Here is a 17,620-nt window from a genome sequence, read left to right on the forward strand (position 1 = left end):
AGCGGTTAGGCTTCGACCGTGACCGGCGTCGCATCGACAGCCGCCTCGCTAGTCTCCACCACCATCACCGGCAACCGGATCATCACCGCCGCGCCTTCGCCCAGGGTGCTGTCGATGGTCATGCGGCCGCCGTGCAGTTCGGTCAGGCTGCGGACCAGGGATAGGCCCAGGCCGGTGCCTTGCGCCTTCTGGTCGGCGCCGCCGGCCTGTTCGAAGGGGCGGCCCAGGCGTTGCAGGTCCTGCGGCGCGATGCCGACGCCGGTGTCGGAGACGGCCAGATCCAGGTCCGGTCCATCGGCGTCCAGGGTGATGGTGACCGAGCCGCCGGCCGGGGTGAACTTGACCGCATTGGACAGCAGGTTCAGCGCCATCTGCTTCAGGGCGCGGGCGTCGGCGCGGACCTTGATCGGCTCTGACGGCAGGACGGCGGCCAGATCGACCCCCTTGTCGTCGGCCTGGAGCCGGACCAGGGCGACGGCGGCGGACACGGCGTCGCGGGCGTCGAACGTCTCCATCGCCAGCTGGTAGCGTTCGGCCTCGATCTTGGACAGGTCCAGAACGTCGTTGATCAGGTCCAGCAGGTGGCCGCCCGCCTGGTGGATGGCGTCGGCGTAGCCGGCGTAGCGTTCGGGCAGGGGGCCGAACAGCTTCTGGCGCATGATGTCCGCAAAGCCGATGACGGCGTTCAGGGGGGTGCGCAGCTCGTGGCTCATATTGGCCAGGAAGCGGGTCTTGCCGGCGGACTGGGCCTCGGCCTCGACGCGGGCGGTCTCCAGCCCCAGCTCGCGGGCGAACTGGGCCGTGCCGTCGAACGCCTGGGCGATCAGGCGCGGGCGGTCCGTCTCGTGCTGGAACGGGCCCAGGATCATGACGACCCGGCGGTCCAGGGCGATGCGCGGGGTGAACTGGACTTCGACCGACTGGCCCGACAGGGCGCGGGCCAGGGCCGCGGACACGGCCGGGCGATCCGGCGCATGGACGGCCGAGATCAGGCCCTGTTCGGTCAGGGCCAGCACCGACAGGGCGGGCGGCGGCGTGCCCCAGGTCGCGACCGCGCGGCCGGATGGATCGAGCAGCAGCGTCAGGGCCGGCTGATCCTCCAGCAGAGCGGCGATCCGGGCGGCCTCGTCCTCGGCTTCGGCCAGACGACGCTGGCGCGCGCTCCAGGTCAGGCGCATGGCGGCGATGATCGCGCCCATGGCCAGCAGGCCCGAAACGGCGGCCAGCAAGGGGCCTTGCGCCTCCGCCCCGTTCAGCCAGGTCGAGATCAGCCCTGCCAGCAGCGGCAGGGCCACCGCAAAGGCGCCCATCCGGGTCAGACGGTCGGCGCCGACGCGGGCATGATCGAGGGCGATCCCCGCCGCCAGCGGCGTCAGGATCAGACCGGGCAGGGCGCCGGTCACGCCGCCGGTCAGGCCGGCCGAGGCGGTGGCGGCCAGGATCCAGCCGCCCATGACCGCCAGCCTCAGCCCCACGCTGTCGCGCACCATCAGCACGACGCCGAACACGCCGGGGAAGGCCATCAGCAGCAGGGCGGCCAGCGGCGCGTCCTTCAGCCCGTCCATCATCTGGGCCGCAAGCGCCGTCAGCGCCACAGCGACCGCCCAGATGGCATGCCATAAGGCGACCAGCGGAGCGCCCAACGCCGCGTCGTGCGTCGGGTCGTCCTCGAATCTGGCGTGGGCGTCGGGTTTCAAGAAGGGCGGGCCATGGGTTTCGTCTGCGCCCAGACTAGGGCTGCGGCTGAGTCGGTGCGAGGCCGCTCCCCCCTGAGGCGAACCCCATTGCGGCGTTCACCATGAATATCGGGGGACAAAACGGCCGGTTGTCGTTAACGGCCGCGCGGCCTATCTGGCGGCGCATGACCGACCGCGCGCCGCCGACCGACACCCTGGACCAGACCCTGGCCGAACTGGCCGAGGATTTCGACCTGCTGGGCGATTGGGAGCAGCGGATCGAATATGTCATCGAACTGGGCAAGGGGCTGGCCCCGCTGGACCAGGCCGACCGCATCGAGGCCAACAAGGTGCCGGGCTGTGCCGCCCAGGTCTGGCTGGCGACGACGCAGGACGACGGGCGGCTGTGGTTCGCCGCCGACAGCGACAGCGCCCTGTCCAAGGGCAATATCGCCCTGCTGCTGAAACTGTACTCCGGCCGCACGCCGCAGGAGATCGTCGCCTTCGACGCCCGCGCGGCCCTCGACCGGCTGGGCCTGCCCTCGGCCCTGACGCGCCAGCGCGCCAACGGCCTGAACAGCATGGTCGGCCGCATCCGCGAGGCGGCGCTGGCGGTTCAGTAGTCGGGAGGGTTGCAAGCGCCGGCCCGGCGACCCACGATCGCGGGGTCGTAACCGGGGGCGCGAATGGACCTGCTGAAGATCCTGCGCAGTTTCGAGGAGTTTCTCTTCGAGGCGGTCAGCTGGCTGGTCTTCTATCCCCTGACCCTGTGGCGCATCCTGCGCGGGCCGCTGGCGGCGATGGACTATTCGGACCGCGAGCAGAGCGACAGCGAGGAGCGTCGCTACGACGATGCGCTCAGCCCGCCGCTGTTCCTCTTGGCCACCATCGTCCTGACCAATCTGCTGTCGATGGCGCTGCATGTGCCGCCGCCGCCCGAGGCGACCGACCTCAGCCGCATGGTCTATGCGTCCCAGCAGAACCTGGTCCTGTTCCGCTCGCTGGCCTTCAGCCTGATCCCGCTGGTCGCCGCCGTCACCCTGCTGCGCCATGAGAAGAAGCGTATCGCCCGCGAGACCCTGCGCGCGCCCTTCTATGCGCAATGCTATCTCGCCGCCGTCTGCGCCGCCTTCGTCTCGGCGGGCGGGACCATCTTTCAGCGACCCGAACTGCCCAATGCGGTCGGCGCCGCGATCATGATCGGCGGCACGGCCTGGTTCGTCGTCGTGCAGTCCCGCTGGTTCGCCCGGCGGCTGAACGTGTCAAAGGGGCGCGCCGCCGTCATCGCCGTGCTGGCCCTGATCCGGGCGCTGATCTACCTCCTGGCCATCCTGATCCCCATCGCCCTGATCTGAGCGGACAAGACAGGGTCTAGTGGGGGTGCGATTACAGCGCGCAGAATGTAAGCGAAGGTCCGTTGCCCGGCGCGATGGCTGCTTCGGCTTTCGACCCATTGCAGACATGCGTGCCCAACTTCTGTGATGCGGACCTGTCGCTAGGACACTCTGATTACGAAGCTGCGCAACTTCGCGTGAAACTGTTGGGGCGTTTCTGGCTCATCGCCATCCGCAACGAGGATATTTGGAAAGCGCTGGGCCAGGTCTGGACAGGTGGTCGACAGAAACTCGGCAAGCTTCATCGTGTCTTGTTTGAGAAATTCCACACTCCAATGGTAGATTGCTTCGCTTGTTTGCTCCAGTAAGATTTCCACGGCTTTGATGGTGCTGGTATTCGAAGCCTCAGACTTCGCCAGAAATGCGACTACTGGCGAATTGCTCCTGTAGTCGCCGGTCCAGCCCATCATTGCACAGTCATCACCGTAGAGCCTCAGCCGCGCAATCGCTTCTGCATCTCTGCGCAGCTCGATTATTGCAGGTGGCTCTTGAAGGTTGGTCTCCATCATACGCTCAGAATATCTGCCTGCGCAGCAAAGTCACTTGGGCATGTCCGCTTCCCACTTACAGCAGGCTTTCGTCACATCCGATAGCGCATCAAAACTTCACCCGATCCCATAGTGATCCGCCAGGGCCTGCAGCGCCTGTTTCAGCACGGTCTTGCCTTGGCGGCGGCGTAGGCCCAGGCCGGTTTCGGCCAGTTGCAGGCTGTCGCCGTGGATGCAGATGCGGGTCAGGATGGGGCGAAGGCGCGGGCCGACGGCGGTCAGCGCCTGTTCGACGCGGCGGGCGGCCGAGAGGGCGCGGTCGGTCGGCTCCATCCGCGCGGCGGTTCCCGAGCCGGAGGTCGGCAGGGCGTCCCAGCGCATGGTGACCGACGCGCCCTTCGTCGCCTGTTCCGCCTCGCGCCGCAGCCGTTCGCCGGCGGCGGTCTCGGCCGGGGTCAGCCAGGGGCGGCCGGACGCATCCTTGCGCCGCGCCAGCCAGGCGATGGGGCTTTCGCCCAGATTCGCCCGCGCCCGCACCATGCGGCCGTCCGCGTGCATCAGGTCGCGCTGGCCCGCGACGAAGCCGGGACGGCCGGGAGCAGGGGACGGCGTCGGGTCCGGCTGGGCGCGTCCCGACCAGCCGCCGCCTGGCCGCACGCGCAGGCCGGGCTGGTCGATCAGGGCGCGAAACTCGGTCTCGGTCAGGGTCAGGCTGATGCGGCTGCGGCGATCCGGCGACAGACGCAAGGCATAGGCGCCGCCCTCGGCCGACAGCCAGGCGCCGGGCTTGGCCATCAGATCGCGCGCGCGTTCCAGAAGCCGGCTCATTGCGGCAACTCCAGGCGGGGCGACTGATACAGGCCATGGATGCAGCCTTCGAGGTCGTTCATCAGATCGTCGATGCTGCGCCGTTCGCGTTCGTCCTCGACCCAGCGACAGGCGGCGCCGACGCTGGCGCGATTGACGCCGAACACGTGGCCGACCCGCTCCAATGTCCAGCCATAGGCGACGTGCGACAAGTACATGGCCAGCCAGCGCGGGCGGGCCGCGCGCGGGTTCATCCGGCCCCGGCCGGTCATCTGCGACGGATGGGCGCCGGTGCGCGCCGCGATCAGATGAATGGCCAGCCCGGCCTTGACCTGATCCTCCTCGGTGACCGGCACCCTGTATTCCTCCAGCACGAAACGTCTCCCTCTCACGAACTCTCGACGCCGGCATCATAGGCGGCCCTGACGTCGCGATAGGAATATCGTCCTACTATGCGCCAAAATCGGTCGTGGCGGCTTAACCGCCTTGCGGTTGCGGGCAGCACGTCGTGCGTGAGGGAGGTGAGAGGACGGGCGGTATGTCGGCCGAACACGGAGCGCGGGTCCAACATGGTTAATAAATTTCGAATCGTTGACTCCAGCCTCTCGACGCCGATTCGCAAATCAGCCTAGATTCGCCTCAGATGGATGGCGTTAACCCTTCTTAAGGTTTTCACGTCTTAACTTGCGAACAAGGTTACCCGGCCGTGTGTCAGGGTGGTTACCGCAAAGCTTTTGCCTGGAGGGGCACGTATGCGCGTCCTGTTGATTGAAGACGATCACGCAACCGCCCAAAGCATCGAACTGATGCTGAAGTCGGAAGGCTTCAACGTCTATACGACAGACCTGGGCGAGGAAGGCATCGATCTGGGCAAGATCTATGACTACGACCTCATTCTTCTTGACCTGAACCTGCCGGACATGAGCGGCCTGGAAGTCCTGCGCCAGCTGCGCGTCGGCAAGGTCAACACCCCGGTCATGATCCTGTCGGGCAGCCACGAGATCGAAACCAAGGTCAAGACCTTCGGCGGCGGCGCCGACGACTATATGACCAAGCCCTTCCACAAGGACGAACTGATCGCGCGCACCCACGCCGTGGTCCGCCGCTCCAAGGGTCACGCCCAGGCGATCATCCACACCGGCGAGATCGCCGTGAACCTGGACGCCAAGACGGTCGAGGTGAACGGTCACCGCGTCCACCTGACGGGCAAGGAATACCAGATGCTGGAGCTGCTCTCGCTCCGCAAGGGCACGACCCTGACCAAGGAAATGTTCCTGAACCACCTGTACGGCGGCATGGACGAGCCCGAGCTGAAGATCATCGACGTCTTCATCTGCAAGCTGCGCAAGAAGCTGGCCACCGCCGCCGATGGCAAACACTATATCGAAACCGTCTGGGGCCGCGGCTACGTCCTGCGCGATCCGGCCGAGGGCGTCGTCACCGTCGCCGCCTGATCGACCTTCGATCCGCGATTTCGAAACGCCCGCCGGTGACGGCGGGCGTTTTGCGTTGGGAGCCTACTGACGCTTGGCCGGCATGTCGCGGCCGCCCTGGTGCAGGACCAGGCCTTCGACGGCGCCGGCGGCGTTGCGGGTGAAGGTGATCTGGGCGTCGACGGCGGTCAGGTAGAAGGCGTCCTCAGCCTCCGCCGTCAGTGCGAAGGCCGGCTGGCCGGTGGCCTGGGCCATCAGCTTGCCGTCCACGACCGAGATCGTCAGGGCGAAGGTCGGGGCCAGATTATAGACCCCCTCATAAGCCTTCAGCACGTCGGGCGAGAGGGCGACGGCGCGGCGTTCGCTGGGCAGGGTGACGGTTCCGCCGCGCGCCAGGGTGACCAGGGCCGCGCCCAGCTTGTCCGGCGCCTCGCCGTTCAGATTGCCCAGGACGATGACGGCGGTCCGGTCGCCCGGATCATAGGCCATATAGGTGTTGAAGCCCTCGATGGCGCCGTTGTGCCAGATCAGACGCTTGCTGTCGGCCTCGGACACCATCAGCCCCATAGCGTAGCCGTTGCGGACCGGCGTGGTCAGGGCGGTCATCGACTGGGCGTTCAGTAGTCGGCCGCTGAACAGGCCCTGTTCCCACTTCAGCAGGTCGTGGGTGGTCGAATACAAGGCGCCGGCCCCGGTCGGGATGGTCATGTCCACATAGTCGGCGTTGACGACGCCGTCGGCGCCCGGCGCATAGCCCGAGGCCCGGCGGGGCAGGATCACGTCGTGGCGGTCGTAACCGCTGTCGCTCATGCCCAGCGGCTGGAACAGATTGGCGGTGACGAAATCGGCGTAGGTCTGGCCGCTGGCCGCCTCGATGATGGCGCTGAGCAGCACATAGCCCGAGTTGGAATAGGCGAACCGGGAGCCGGGCGCGAAATCCAGCGGCCGGTCGCGAAACCGGGCGATCAACTGCGGCAGCGTCGCGGGCCGGGTCTTCTGGGCCTCAAAGTCGGAAAAGGCGGTGAAGTTGGGCACGCCCGCCGTGTGGCTGAGCAGATGGCGCGGGGTGATCGCGTCCCAGGCGGCCGGGGCGTCGGGCAGCCAGGTCTTGATCGGCGCATCCAGATCCAGCTTGCCCTGCTGGTTCAGCAGCATGACCGCGACGGCGGTGAACTGTTTCGACAGCGAGCCGAGGCGGAACTTCACATCACCGTCGTTGGGGATGTTCCACTCGCGGTTGGCCAGGCCGTAGCCCTGATCCAGAAGGATACGACCGTCGCGGGCGACCAGGACGGAGCCGGAAAAGGCGTCGGCGTCGCTGGAGGCGCGGATCACCTGGTCCATGCGCGCCGCGTCCTGGGCGGCGGCCGGGCGGCTGGCCAGCGGGCTGAGCGTGAGGGCCAGGGCGCTGGCGGCCAGCAGCAGGATGGCCGGACGACGGCGGGCGAGGGACGAATGAGGCAAGGGGCGGTCTCCTGAACGCGTCACGCTAACGCTTTCAGAGAGAGGCGGCGAGAGCGGTGTTCGGATGCAGGCGCCGCGACCTTTTCTGTCAGGGCTGCGGAAAGGTCAGGGTCGCCTCCAGCCCGCCGCCGTCGGCGTTGGCGAGCGCCAGATGGGCGCCGGCGCGTTCGGCCATGCGGCGCGCGATGGTCAGCCCCAGGCCCGAACCGCCGCTGTCGCGCGAGCGGGACGGATCGAGGCGGTAGAAGGGCTCGAACAGGCGTTCCAACTGATCCCGCGCCACGCCTGGCCCGTGATCGCGCACGATCAGGCGCACCGCATTGTCAGCGCGCATGGCGCTGACGGCCGCATCGCCGCCGTGGCGGACGGCGTTGTCGATCAGATTGGTCAGGCAGCGGCGCAGGGCCTGGGGCCGGGTCGGCACGACGGCGTTGCAGCCCTGGGTGAAGACGACCGGCTGGCCCGCCTCGGCCGCGTCCTCGCAGATGGCGGACAGTAGCGCGTCCAGATCGACGGGGGTCACGGCCTCGACCGTGGTTTCGATCCGGGCCAGGTCCAACCCTTCGCGGACCAGATGCTGCATGCCGGCCAGGTCGCTGATGAACTGGGCGCGCAGCGTCTCGTCCTCGATCTTTTCGACACGCAGCCGCATCCGGGTCAGGGGCGTCTGCAGGTCGTGGGCGACGGCGGCCAGCACGCGCGTGCGATCCTCGATCAGGGCCTTAAGCCGGGTCTGCATGGCGTTCAGGGCGGCGGCGGCCTCGCGCACCTCGCGCGCGCCCTCCTCGACCAGCGGCGGGCGATCCAGATCGTGACTGAGGGCGACGGCGCCCTGGGACAGGCGGTTCAGCGGACCGGCCGCCAGCCGCGAGGCCATCCAGCCGGTCAGCAGCACGGCGGCCAGACCCGCAAACAGCAGGGCGGCGGCCTCGCGGCTGAGCGTCCAGGGGCGCGGGGCGGGCGGCAGGCTGATCGCCACCGGGACAGGCGCGCCATTGACCGGCCGCAGGACCAGGATGCGGCACCGCAGGCGATCGGTCGCCGCGCCGCACGCCCCGGCCGAGGCCTCGAACGCCTTGACCGAGACCCCGTCCACACCGCGCCGCTTCAAGGCCTCCGCGACCGCATCGGTCAGCGACGGGTCGGGCGCGCCCAGCCTCTGGCCCGCCGCATCCGGCAGTCCGTCGGTCAGGCCGGCGGCGGGATCGTCGCTGGAGCCGGCCAGGTCCACGATCCTTTCGGCGGTGGTGAAGTCATGGGCCTGCGACAGGCGGTGACGATGATTGAGGCCCAAGGCGGCGAAGGTCACGCCCGCCGCCAGCAGGGCTCCGACCAACAGCAGCAGGAACAGCCGCGTGGTCTCGGCCTCGGCCCGGCCGTGGCGTGGGGTCAGGCGCGCCATGTCACAGGCCCCGCCAGCATATAGCCCAGGCTGCGCACCGTGCGGATCAGAGCCGGGGCCTTGGCGTCGTCGCCCAGCTTTTGGCGCAGGCGGCTGACCCTCAGGTCGATGGCGCGGTCGTCGGCGTCGGCGACGGTGGACAGGGCGCGGATCCGCTCGCGCGACAGGGGCTTGCCGCCGTTCCTGACCAGGGCGTGCAGCAGGTCGAAATCGGCGCCCGACAGCGGGGCCAGCCGTCCGTCCGGCGCCGTCAGCGCCCGCGCGGCGATGTCCAGCGACCAGCCGGAGAAGTCGGCGTGTCGCCCTTCGTTCGTCGTCGCCTCGCCGCCGGTGCGACGCAGAACGGTGCGGATGCGGGCCACCAGCTCGCGGGGCTCGAAGGGTTTGGCCATATAGTCGTCGGCGCCCATCTCCAGCCCCACGATCCGGTCGATGGGATCGCCGCGCGCCGTCAGGATGATGACCGGCGTTTTCGACGCCGCCCGGATGCCGCGACACAGCGACAGGCCGTCCTCGTCCGGCAGGTTCAGGTCCAGCACCACCAGATCGACCGGCCCGGCCTCCAGCGCCGCCTTCATGGCCCGGCCGTCGGCGGCCTTCACCGTGCGAAATCCGTGCTGCTCCAGATGGTCGGACAACAGGTTTCGGATCTCGCGATCGTCGTCGACGACCAGAAGGACGGGGGCGGCGGAGGTCTGGGACATTGGCGTTCGGCGAGCGGGAAGAAGCGGGATCTGTCGTCCTGTCTCATGGCCAAAGCGCGGCGGATACAGTCGGACACAATTCTCTTCGCCGACGATACGCGGCGACACCGACCAGCCCCGAACCGGCCGGACGCGGGTCCGAAACAGCAGCTGTCCGACACGAGGCCGGACGCCAAACCCACAGAAAGACCCGCCATGAAGTCCTTCCGTTCCACCGCCGCTTTCGGCGCCGCCGCACTGGTGATCCTGACCAGCGGCGCAGCCTTCGCCGGCACCCCTTCGGCCCCGTCGTCGGGCGCTCACGCCCGCCCCGCCGCCTCCGCCCGTGCGCATCATCGGGTCAGCCACGCCCGCACCCACCGCGCCGTGACGCCCGCCAAGAAGAAGTAAGGCCCGACGCCTTGCTGGCCCTGCCGGCGTCCCCGGCCGGCAGGACCCCCGACACGCCTGAGACTTCGACCTTCAAACGAAAGACATCGACATGAAATCCTTCCGCACCGCCGCCGCCGTTTCCGCCGTCGCCTTCGTCGCCCTGACCAGCGGCGCCGCCTTCGCCGGCACGACCCCGGCGCCCTCGACCGCCATGACCGCCCGTCCGGCCGCGACCGCTTCGGCGACGACCCCTGCGCCGTCGGCCCGCGCCCCGCGTGCGCACCGTCGTGGTCATCAAGCCCAGGCCCAGACTTCGGTCCAGGCGCCGGCGACCGTGACCGCCAAGAAGAAGTAAACCGGCCGCCCCCTCCGGTTCGCACAGGAACGCCCGGCTGTCGCAAGACGGCCGGGCGTTTCCGTATTCAGAGGCCTGTCGTCAGGCGGGGGTCTTGAAGCCCGCCGCGATGGCGGCCGCCATCGGATTGGGACGGCCGAAGCTGTCGAAGGGCAGGGGCTTGTCCCGGCCGTCGTCCTTGTCGCCCTGGCGATACCAGCTGTCGGTGTCGCGCAGGCCCCAGACGGTGAAGGCGAACTGCTGGGCCTTGGGCAGGGCGGCGAAGGCCGAGGTCAGTTCGGTGACGCGGGCGCTTTGCGCCGCGATCCGGTCGGCCTGGCTGCGGAGATCCAGACGGTTTTCGGTGCGCAGGGTGCAGTCCAGCTCCGACACATGGATCGGCAGGCCGAACTGGCTGATCTCGCGCATATAGGCGGCGATGACGCCCTCGGGGATGTCGATCCACAGGTGGGATTGCAGGCCCAGGCCCTGCAGCGGACAGCCGGCCTTCAGCAGCCGCTCGACCAGTTTCAGGAACTGCGCGCCCTTGGCCGGCACGCTTTCCTGATTGTATTCGTTCAGAAACAGGACGGCGTCAGGATCCGCGATCCGGGCCTTTTCGAAGGCGCGCAGGATATAGCCGTCCTGGCCGTATCGCGCCGACCAGTGACAGTCGCGCATGCCCGAGCCGTCGTCCAGGATCGGCTCATTGACCACGTCCCAGCTGCGGACCTTGCCGCGATAGCGGCCGGCGACGGCGGCGATATAGCCGTCGAAGGCGCGGTCGAAGCCGGCGCCCGACAGACCGGCGAAGGCCTCCTTGCCTTGGGCGTACCAGATCAGGGTGTGGCCATGCATCGCCATGCCCTCGGCCCGGGCGAAGGCGGCGATACGATCCGAGCGGTCGAAGTTGGGCCGGTCCAGGCCGTCGGCCAGGATGTATTCCATCTTCATCTCCCACTCGGGCGTGAGTTGGGAGACGTTGGCGCGGGCCAGCGCGATCCAGTCCGGGTCGTCGATCTGGCTGGCCTTGATCGCCGTGCCGAAGGGGGCGGGGGCGATGGACTTCAGCGGGGGGACGTTGGGCGGCGACGGCTCCGCCGAGGCGAGGCGATCGCAAGCGGCAAGCGCGAGCGGGGCGGCGAGGATAGCGCGGCGGGTGGGCGTCATGCGTCTCCCTCCAGCGAAGGCAGACCTAGAAGGCTGCGGGTCGTCAGACCGCACGCTTCCGCAGGCCCAACTCGTCGAAGGCGGCGGTTTCGCGCTTGGCGAGGGCGATCAGCTGGTTCAGGCGCGTGGTCTCGGCGACGTGTTCGAACTTCTTCAGCTCTTCGAACGCGCCGGTCAGGGCGTCGCGGGCCCCGGCTTCCTCGGCGTCCAGCACCGACAGGTCGCCTTCGGCGGCGGCCTTCCTTGATTTCCAGCCGTTCAGATAGGCGCCAAGCATCATGCCGGCCTCAGCATCCATGCGGGCGCGGTTGCGTTCGCCCTCGGCCTCGGCGTCCAGCACGGCGATGCGGAGTTCGGCGCCGGCGCGGCGTTCGGCGATCTCGGCCAAGCGCTTCTGCAGCGTCTCGACCTCATAGTTGGAGATGCGGATCAGGGATTGGGCCCAAGCGGTCATCTAAATCATCACTCCCTGATCATGCCTTGGTTCAGGATTGCTTCCAGCCGGGTAAAGGAATCGGAAAGACGCGTCGCATCGTCCTTGTCTTGTCCCAGAAAATCTTCGAGCGCCGGATTCAGGGCGATGGCCCGGTCCACGATCGGGTCGGCGCCGGTGCGGTAGGCGCCGATCTTGATCAGCTCTTCCATATTGGCGTAGGCGCTCAGGCACTGGCGCGCGCGCTTGTTCAGCTCGCGCTCGGGCGGGGTCTGACAGCCGGGCAGGGTGCGGCTGACCGACTTCAACACGTCGATGGCGGGGAAGCGCCCACGCTCGGCGATCTTGCGATCCATGACGATGTGGCCGTCCAGAATACCGCGCACGGCGTCGGCGATCGGCTCGTCATGGTCGCCGCCGTCCACCAGCACGGTGAACAAGGCGGTGATGGGCGCCGCCGTCGTGCCGTCGGGGCGGATCGGGCCGGGACCGGCGCGCTCCAGCAGCTTGGGCAGTTCGGTGAAGACGGTGGGGGTGTAGCCCTTGGTGGTCGGGGGCTCGCCAGCGGCCAGCCCGATCTCGCGCTGGGCCATGGCAAAACGGGTGACGCTGTCCATCAGGCACAGCACTTCCAGGTCTTGGTCGCGAAGATATTCGGCGATGGCCATGGTCATATAGGCTGACTGACGGCGCTTCAGGGCCGGTTCGTCCGACGTGGCGACCACGACGACGGCGCGTTTCAGCCCCTCTTCGCCCAGGGTCTCTTCCACGAACTCGCGCACCTCGCGGCCCCGTTCGCCGATCAGGCCGACCACGACGGCGTCGCACGTCGCCTCCTTGGCCAGCATGGACAGCAGCACCGACTTGCCCACGCCCGACCCGGCGAAGATGCCCAGGCGCTGGCCCCGGCAAGTGGTGGTGAAGACGTCCATGGCCCGCACGCCCAGGTCCAGACGCTCGCCCACCCGGCCGCGCGAATGGGCGGGCGGGGGCGGGGCGCGCAGGGGATAGGGGGCGGGGCCTTGCGGCAGCGGTCCCTTGCCGTCGATGGCCTGGCCGAAGGCGTCGATGATGCGGCCCAGCCAGGCGGTCGTCGGGCGCACGCTGGCGGCCTGATCGATGATGCGGATGTCGGCGCCGGGGGCCACGCCCTCGACCGGACCGAAGGGCATCAGCAGGGCCTTGGAATCGCGGAAACCGACCACCTCGGCGGGCAGGGGATCGTGGCCGCGCCGTCCGATCTCGGCCCGGGCGCCGACGGCGAGACGCGACAGGCCGCCGCGCGACTCGATCAGCAGGCCCGACACGCCCGCGACCTTGCCGGTCACGACCAGCGGATCGATCGCTTCGACGGCGGCGACGAGATTGCGCAAAAATCAGACCCCAGGAACAGGCGTTAACAGATGCGCCATCGTGGTTAACGAGCGATGAAGCGCTGCCGAAAGGCGGGGGATAGGCCAGCGATTATTGCGTCTCGATTGCAACTCAAACGTGAAACGGTTTTTCAACTAATTAGCCTGTTAATCTTGCAACCGAGGCGGGCGGGGGCCGGCCGATAGCGAAGAGGTTGGGGCCTATGTTCGCGCGTAAACCGAAGTCATCGGACATGCAGGATCGGCTGATCGATCTGGAGGGCAAGATGGCCGCCATCGGCCGGTCGCAGGCGGTGATCGAGTTCAAGCTGGACGGCACCATCATCGACGCCAACCAGAACCTCCTGACCACGATGGGCTATAGTCTGGACGAGATCCGGGGCGCCCACCACAGGACCTTCATGGACCCGGCCGAGGCGGCTTCGCCCGACTACGCCGCCTTCTGGCGCGAGCTGAACGCGGGGCAGTTCCTGGCGCGCAAGTTCCGCCGCCTGGCCAAAGGCGGCCGCGAGGTCTGGCTGCAGGCCTCCTACAATCCGGTGTTCGGCCCCGACGGGCGGCCGACCAAGGTCATCAAACTGGCCATCGACATCACCGCCGACGAGCAGGAGGCCGGGCGCCGCGAGGCCGAACGGGTCGAGGCGGAAAGCACCCAGACCCTGCTGGTCGATGCCTTGGCTGGGGTGCTGAACAAGCTGTCGGCCGGCGACCTGACCGCGCGGATTGATGCGCCGGTGAAGGGCGACCATGTGCGGGTGCGCGACGATTATAACGCTGCGGTCGAAAGCCTGCGCCAGACGATGGGACAGGCGCTGCGGGCCGTGTCGGGTCTGAGGGGCGGGGTGGGCGAAATCTCCAGCGCGTCTGACGACCTGTCGCGCCGCACCGAACAGCAGGCCGCCAGTCTGGAAGAAACGGCCGCGGCGCTGGACCAGATCACCGCCACGGTGAAGCGCAGCGCGGACGGCGCCAAACAGGCCTCGGCTGCGGCCCTGGGCGCGCGCGCCGAGGCGGACCGGTCGGGCGAAGTGGTGCGCCAGGCGATCGCGGCGATGGACGGCATCAAGCGCAGTTCGGCCCAGATCAGCGATATCATCGGGGTGATCGACGAGATCGCGTTCCAGACCAATCTCTTGGCCCTGAACGCCGGGGTCGAGGCGGCGCGGGCGGGAGAGGCGGGACGCGGCTTCGCCGTCGTCGCCTCCGAAGTGCGGGCTCTGGCGCAGCGTTCGGCGGAAGCCGCGAAGGAGATCAAGACCCTGATCACCACCTCGGGCCAGGAGGTGGCGCAAGGGGTCAAGCTGGTCGACGAGACCGGCGCGGCTCTGTCGGCGATCGCGGTCAAGGTGGCGGAGATGGACGCCCTGGTCAGCGAGATCGCCGCCTCGGCTCAGGAACAGGCGACGGGGCTGAGCCAGGTCAACACGGCCGTCAACCAGATGGACCAGGTCACCCAGCAGAATGCGGCCATGGTCGAACAAACGACAGCCGCCGCCATGAGCCTGAAGTCCGAAACCGAACAACTGGCCCTGCTGGTCGAACGGTTCGAGACGGGCGAGGCGCCGGCTCAGACCCGCATCCACGACCTGTCGCAAGCCGCCGCCCCCGTCCCCCTGGCCCGCGAACGCGCCCGCATCCGGGCCTTCGCCAGCGGCGGCGCGACTGCGGCGTCGAGCGCGGGCTGGGAAGAGTTCTAGGGCGCGCTCGGCTCCAGCTCGATCTTCGCCTCCCGCGTCGTCGCGATGGCGCCGATCGAGGCGGCGACGATGGCGGCGATGGCGAGCCATTGCTGGCCCGTCAGGTGCTCGTGCAGAATCGCAAGCCCCGCCAGTGCGCCGACGGCCGGCTCGGCGCTGAGCACCACGCCGAAGGTGCGTTTGGGGATGCTGCGCAAGGCGACCATTTCCAGCGAATAGGGCAGGGCGCTGGAGAAGATCGCCACCGCCACGCCCGCCAGGATGATGGCGGGATTCAGCAGGGCGGCGCCCGCATGGGCCACGCCAAATGGCACGACGACCATGGCCGCCACGCTCATGCCCAGCGCCACCGACTGACCGGCGTGCAGGTGCGACAGCCGCTTGCCGAAGACGATGTACAGCGCCCAGCACAGGCCGGCGAAGGCCGCCAGCGCCATGCCGACGGGATCCAGCGCGCCGGCGCCGGCCTTGATCGGCAGCAGCAGGCCCAAGCCCACGACGGCCAGACCGATGCAGGCGAAATGGATGGGCTTTCGGGAATGGATCAGGGCCAGGGTCAGGGGCCCAATGAACTCGATGGCGATGGCCAGACCCAACGGAATGGTGCGCAGGGCCATGTAGAAGCTGAGGTTCATCGCCCCCAGCACGACGCCGTAAAGCGCGATGGCGCCCAGGTCCGCGCGGGTCAGGCGGAACCGCCAGGGCCGGAAGACGGCGACCAGCAGAACGGCCGAAATTCCGACGCGATAGGCCGAGGTCCCCTCCGCCCCGATCGCTGGAAACAGGGTCTTGGCGAAGGAGGTGCCGCACGCCAGCGTCACCATACCCGCAAACAGCGCCAGATAGGGGACCAGGCGCGCCGCCAGCGGCGAGTTCAGGTGGGTTTTCAGGGCCAGCGACGTCATGGCGTAAAGCTAGCGTAACGCCGCTTGCGCTTCCCGGCGATTTTCCGCTTGAATGCGACGGAAATCGTCACTGGAGACTCTGTAATGACGAATTTCGTCACGCTCGACGATTTCGACCATAAGCTGCTGATGCGGGTCCGGCGCAACAATCTGGAGCCGGCGCGGGTGACGGCCGAGGCGGTGGGTCTATCGGAATCCGCCGTCCTGCGCCGCCTGCGTCGCCTGCGGGCCGAGGGCGTCATCGCCGCCGACGTCGCCGTGATTGATCCGGCCCGGGTCGAGCCGCGCATCGTCCTGCATGTCCAGGTCGAGATGAACACCCAGGATCGTAAAGTCATGGACGCCTTCCAGCGCGCCATGAAGGCCAGCCCCGAGGTTCAGGGCTGCTGGGACGTGACGGGCGAAACCGACTATCTGCTCACCGTCGCCGTGCGCTCCATGCAGGACTATGAGGCCTTCGGCATTCGCGAACTGGTCCCCGAAAAGGGCGTGCGCGGCTTCAAGAGCATGATCGTCATCCGCGAGGTCGTCGGCTTCGATCCGGGACGGGCGGTGCTGGAGCGCTAGGTCGCCGGGGCCTCAACCACCAGGGTCGCGCCTTGGCCCGAATCAGGACTGCGGTTCTCGATCGTGCCGCCGATCTGGCGGACCAGGCTGTCGATGACGCGCATGCCCAGGCTGCGGTCGCTGCGGGCGGCGATCAGGTCGAAGCCCTTGCCTTGGTCCGCCACGGTGACGGTTAGGCGTCCGTCGGCGATGCGGCCTGTGACCGAGACGCCTCCGCCCTCGGGGCCATAGGCGTATTTGATGGCGTTGGTGACCAGCTCGTTCACGATCAGACCGAGCGGGATGGCGATGTCGGCGCCCAGCGGCGCATCGGACGCCTCGCAGGTGACGACATGGCGGTCGCTGCCGGCGTCGATGGCCTCGCACAGCTGGCACAGGAAGTCGGACAGGATCACGGTCTGGACGTCGGCGCCGCGCCACAGTTGGTCGTGGACCTGGCTGATGGCCTGGATGCGCGACCCGGCCGTGGCCAGGGCGGCGCGCACCTCGTCGGAGGCCGCGCCGCGCGCCTGCATCGACAGCAGGCTGGAGACCAGGGACAGGCTGTTCTTGACCCGGTGGCTGACCTCTCGCGTCAGAAGGGCCTGATGTTCGATGGCGGCGAGCAGCCGCTGCTCGGTCTGCTGGCGGGCGATGGCGGCGCCGACGACGGCGGCGAAGGCGTCCAGGAACAGTGCGTCGCGGGCGTCGAACTGACCCTCGTCGGGGCTGTCGACCTCCAGCACGCCCCAGGGTTCGCCGTCCAGTTCGGGCCGGATCAGGACGTTGATGGCGCGCCGCACGCCGTGGTCGGCCAGAAGCTTGGGCGTATGGAAGCGCTGTTCGTTCTCCAGATGGTTGGAGATCAGCGGCTTGCCGGTCTGGAAGGCGTAGCCGGCAGGTGAATCCAGCTCGACGCCCAGCGAGGCGTGACCCTCGACCTCGCCGCTCCAGCCCACGCCGGCGACCAAGACCAGCCGGTCGCGGCTTTCATTGTGGATCAGCACCTTGGACAGGGGCGTCTCCAGGCCGTCGGCGCAGACCACGCAGGCGGCGTCGAGCAGTGCCTGACGATCGCGTTCGCGCAGGGCCACCTCGCCGAAACGCGCCAGCAGCGACTGCTGCTTCAGGCGATAGCGCAGCTCGTCGGCGATGGAACGGGTCTCGGGCGTCGGCGCATCCTCAACCTTGGGCGCGACCGGATCGTCCATCTGGATCTGGGTCTGTGCCGCCGCGTCGGCCCACACCTCGGCGACCAGTTCGGCGATCTCCGGGGTCAGGCCGGGGTCGGAGGGCGGGCGGGTGTGGGGCAAGGACGGAAATCTCGGTTCGCGCGACGGCGACATATAGGCTGACATAGCCGCTCTGAAAGGTTTGCGCAGAAATCATCGCGCGTCACCCCTTGCGTGGAGCGGCAAGAGC

Annotated in this window: 19 protein-coding genes; 7 read left to right on the forward strand and 12 right to left on the reverse strand. The window is 68.4% G+C overall.

Annotation, left to right across the window (positions count from 1 at the left end):
- Positions 1-5 precede the first annotated feature (5 nt).
- Positions 6-1,697, reverse strand: a complete 1,692-nt coding sequence (locus tag E4341_RS04705) for a HAMP domain-containing sensor histidine kinase (RefSeq protein ID WP_165115566.1) — start codon at positions 1,695-1,697, stop codon at positions 6-8.
- 164 nt (positions 1,698-1,861) lie between these two features.
- Between E4341_RS04705 and E4341_RS04710 the strand changes: the two genes are divergently transcribed.
- Together E4341_RS04710 and E4341_RS04715 are read left to right on the forward strand one after the other, a co-directional pair.
- A complete protein-coding gene (locus E4341_RS04710; RefSeq protein WP_165115568.1) occupies positions 1,862-2,299 on the forward strand; it encodes a SufE family protein in 438 nt (145 codons plus the stop codon).
- 63 nt (positions 2,300-2,362) lie between these two features.
- Positions 2,363-3,031 (forward strand): hypothetical protein, encoded by a 669-nt coding sequence (locus E4341_RS04715; RefSeq protein ID WP_165115570.1) that lies wholly within the window; start codon positions 2,363-2,365, stop codon positions 3,029-3,031.
- Between the two features lie 140 nt (positions 3,032-3,171).
- Here E4341_RS04715 and E4341_RS04720 read toward each other — a convergent pair whose 3' ends face one another.
- The 3 genes from E4341_RS04720 to E4341_RS04730 form a co-directional block, all read right to left on the reverse strand.
- The gene (locus E4341_RS04720) at positions 3,172-3,579 is read right to left on the reverse strand and encodes a hypothetical protein (RefSeq protein WP_165115572.1); all 408 of its coding nucleotides are present in this window, start codon (positions 3,577-3,579) and stop codon (positions 3,172-3,174) included.
- A gap of 96 nt (positions 3,580-3,675) precedes the next feature.
- Positions 3,676-4,386, reverse strand: a complete 711-nt coding sequence (locus E4341_RS04725) for a DUF6456 domain-containing protein (RefSeq protein ID WP_165115574.1) — start codon at positions 4,384-4,386, stop codon at positions 3,676-3,678.
- Positions 4,383-4,739 (reverse strand): chromosomal replication initiator DnaA, encoded by a 357-nt coding sequence (locus E4341_RS04730; RefSeq protein ID WP_205751360.1) that lies wholly within the window; start codon positions 4,737-4,739, stop codon positions 4,383-4,385. The genes E4341_RS04725 and E4341_RS04730 overlap by 4 nt, the downstream gene beginning before the upstream one ends.
- A gap of 378 nt (positions 4,740-5,117) precedes the next feature.
- On the opposite strand from E4341_RS04730, the gene ctrA reads away from it, so the two are divergent.
- On the forward strand, positions 5,118-5,819 hold the full coding sequence (gene ctrA, locus E4341_RS04735) for a response regulator transcription factor CtrA (protein WP_017505852.1): 702 nt from the start codon (positions 5,118-5,120) through the stop codon (positions 5,817-5,819).
- 63 nt (positions 5,820-5,882) lie between these two features.
- On the opposite strand, the gene E4341_RS04740 is transcribed toward ctrA, so the two are convergent.
- The 3 genes from E4341_RS04740 to E4341_RS04750 all read right to left on the reverse strand — a co-directional run bounded on the left by E4341_RS04740 (position 5,883) and on the right by E4341_RS04750 (position 9,368).
- On the reverse strand, positions 5,883-7,262 hold the full coding sequence (locus tag E4341_RS04740) for a serine hydrolase (protein WP_165115576.1): 1,380 nt from the start codon (positions 7,260-7,262) through the stop codon (positions 5,883-5,885).
- Between the two features lie 88 nt (positions 7,263-7,350).
- The gene (locus E4341_RS04745) at positions 7,351-8,664 is read right to left on the reverse strand and encodes a HAMP domain-containing sensor histidine kinase (RefSeq protein WP_165115578.1); all 1,314 of its coding nucleotides are present in this window, start codon (positions 8,662-8,664) and stop codon (positions 7,351-7,353) included.
- Positions 8,652-9,368, reverse strand: coding sequence for a response regulator (locus E4341_RS04750; RefSeq protein ID WP_112861390.1), 717 nt, complete (start codon positions 9,366-9,368; stop codon positions 8,652-8,654). Before E4341_RS04750 ends, E4341_RS04745 begins: the two co-directional genes overlap by 13 nt.
- A gap of 195 nt (positions 9,369-9,563) precedes the next feature.
- Here E4341_RS04750 and E4341_RS04755 point away from each other — a divergent pair, with 195 nt between their 5' ends.
- Positions 9,564-9,758, forward strand: a complete 195-nt coding sequence (locus tag E4341_RS04755) for a hypothetical protein (RefSeq protein WP_017505846.1) — start codon at positions 9,564-9,566, stop codon at positions 9,756-9,758.
- Between the two features lie 91 nt (positions 9,759-9,849).
- The gene (locus E4341_RS04760; RefSeq protein ID WP_055753007.1) at positions 9,850-10,095 is read left to right on the forward strand and encodes a hypothetical protein; all 246 of its coding nucleotides are present in this window, start codon (positions 9,850-9,852) and stop codon (positions 10,093-10,095) included.
- Positions 10,096-10,176: 81 nt separating this feature from the next.
- On the opposite strand, the gene E4341_RS04765 is transcribed toward E4341_RS04760, so the two are convergent.
- Genes E4341_RS04765 through fliI form a run of 3 tightly spaced genes read right to left on the reverse strand, consistent with a single transcriptional unit; the run spans position 10,177 to position 13,050 of the window.
- Positions 10,177-11,244, reverse strand: a complete 1,068-nt coding sequence (locus E4341_RS04765) for an endo-1,4-beta-xylanase (RefSeq protein WP_165115580.1) — start codon at positions 11,242-11,244, stop codon at positions 10,177-10,179.
- Between the two features lie 43 nt (positions 11,245-11,287).
- The gene (locus E4341_RS04770) at positions 11,288-11,698 is read right to left on the reverse strand and encodes a hypothetical protein (protein WP_055803572.1); all 411 of its coding nucleotides are present in this window, start codon (positions 11,696-11,698) and stop codon (positions 11,288-11,290) included.
- An 8-nt stretch (positions 11,699-11,706) separates the two neighbouring features.
- Positions 11,707-13,050 (reverse strand): flagellar protein export ATPase FliI, encoded by a 1,344-nt coding sequence (gene fliI, locus E4341_RS04775; RefSeq protein WP_165115582.1) that lies wholly within the window; start codon positions 13,048-13,050, stop codon positions 11,707-11,709.
- Between the two features lie 203 nt (positions 13,051-13,253).
- Between fliI and E4341_RS04780 the strand changes: the two genes are divergently transcribed.
- Positions 13,254-14,747, forward strand: coding sequence for a PAS domain-containing methyl-accepting chemotaxis protein (locus E4341_RS04780; protein ID WP_240893617.1), 1,494 nt, complete (start codon positions 13,254-13,256; stop codon positions 14,745-14,747).
- Here the strand turns inward: E4341_RS04780 and E4341_RS04785 are convergent.
- On the reverse strand, positions 14,744-15,652 hold the full coding sequence (locus E4341_RS04785; RefSeq protein WP_066552422.1) for a DMT family transporter: 909 nt from the start codon (positions 15,650-15,652) through the stop codon (positions 14,744-14,746). The two genes, E4341_RS04780 and E4341_RS04785, sit on opposite strands and share 4 nt — an antisense overlap.
- Before the next feature lie 84 nt (positions 15,653-15,736).
- On the opposite strand from E4341_RS04785, the gene E4341_RS04790 reads away from it, so the two are divergent.
- Positions 15,737-16,219, forward strand: coding sequence for an Lrp/AsnC family transcriptional regulator (locus E4341_RS04790; RefSeq protein ID WP_066629457.1), 483 nt, complete (start codon positions 15,737-15,739; stop codon positions 16,217-16,219).
- Here the strand turns inward: E4341_RS04790 and E4341_RS04795 are convergent.
- Complete coding sequence (locus E4341_RS04795) at positions 16,216-17,511, reverse strand: sensor histidine kinase (protein WP_240893618.1); 1,296 nt, start codon at positions 17,509-17,511, stop codon at positions 16,216-16,218. The genes E4341_RS04790 and E4341_RS04795 overlap by 4 nt on opposite strands.
- Positions 17,512-17,620: the final 109 nt, after the last annotated feature.

It is taken from the genome of Brevundimonas sp. 'scallop' (assembly GCF_011045535.1).
GTDB lineage: Bacteria > Pseudomonadota > Alphaproteobacteria > Caulobacterales > Caulobacteraceae > Brevundimonas > Brevundimonas vesicularis.

What these genes read in the sequence shown, in the direction of transcription:
- E4341_RS04710 (WP_165115568.1), top strand. Translation starts at nt 1,862, where the DNA reads ATGACCGACCGCGCGCCGCCGACCGACACCCTGGACCAGACCCTGGCC.
- E4341_RS04715 (WP_165115570.1), top strand. Translation starts at nt 2,363, where the DNA reads ATGGACCTGCTGAAGATCCTGCGCAGTTTCGAGGAGTTTCTCTTCGAG.
- E4341_RS04720 (WP_165115572.1), bottom strand. Translation starts at nt 3,579, where the DNA reads ATGATGGAGACCAACCTTCAAGAGCCACCTGCAATAATCGAGCTGCGC.
- E4341_RS04725 (WP_165115574.1), bottom strand. Translation starts at nt 4,386, where the DNA reads ATGAGCCGGCTTCTGGAACGCGCGCGCGATCTGATGGCCAAGCCCGGC.
- ctrA (WP_017505852.1), top strand. Translation starts at nt 5,118, where the DNA reads ATGCGCGTCCTGTTGATTGAAGACGATCACGCAACCGCCCAAAGCATC.
- E4341_RS04745 (WP_165115578.1), bottom strand. Translation starts at nt 8,664, where the DNA reads ATGGCGCGCCTGACCCCACGCCACGGCCGGGCCGAGGCCGAGACCACG.
- E4341_RS04750 (WP_112861390.1), bottom strand. Translation starts at nt 9,368, where the DNA reads ATGTCCCAGACCTCCGCCGCCCCCGTCCTTCTGGTCGTCGACGACGAT.
- E4341_RS04755 (WP_017505846.1), top strand. Translation starts at nt 9,564, where the DNA reads ATGAAGTCCTTCCGTTCCACCGCCGCTTTCGGCGCCGCCGCACTGGTG.
- E4341_RS04760 (WP_055753007.1), top strand. Translation starts at nt 9,850, where the DNA reads ATGAAATCCTTCCGCACCGCCGCCGCCGTTTCCGCCGTCGCCTTCGTC.
- E4341_RS04765 (WP_165115580.1), bottom strand. Translation starts at nt 11,244, where the DNA reads ATGACGCCCACCCGCCGCGCTATCCTCGCCGCCCCGCTCGCGCTTGCC.
- E4341_RS04770 (WP_055803572.1), bottom strand. Translation starts at nt 11,698, where the DNA reads ATGACCGCTTGGGCCCAATCCCTGATCCGCATCTCCAACTATGAGGTC.
- E4341_RS04780 (WP_240893617.1), top strand. Translation starts at nt 13,254, where the DNA reads ATGTTCGCGCGTAAACCGAAGTCATCGGACATGCAGGATCGGCTGATC.
- E4341_RS04785 (WP_066552422.1), bottom strand. Translation starts at nt 15,652, where the DNA reads ATGACGTCGCTGGCCCTGAAAACCCACCTGAACTCGCCGCTGGCGGCG.
- E4341_RS04790 (WP_066629457.1), top strand. Translation starts at nt 15,737, where the DNA reads ATGACGAATTTCGTCACGCTCGACGATTTCGACCATAAGCTGCTGATG.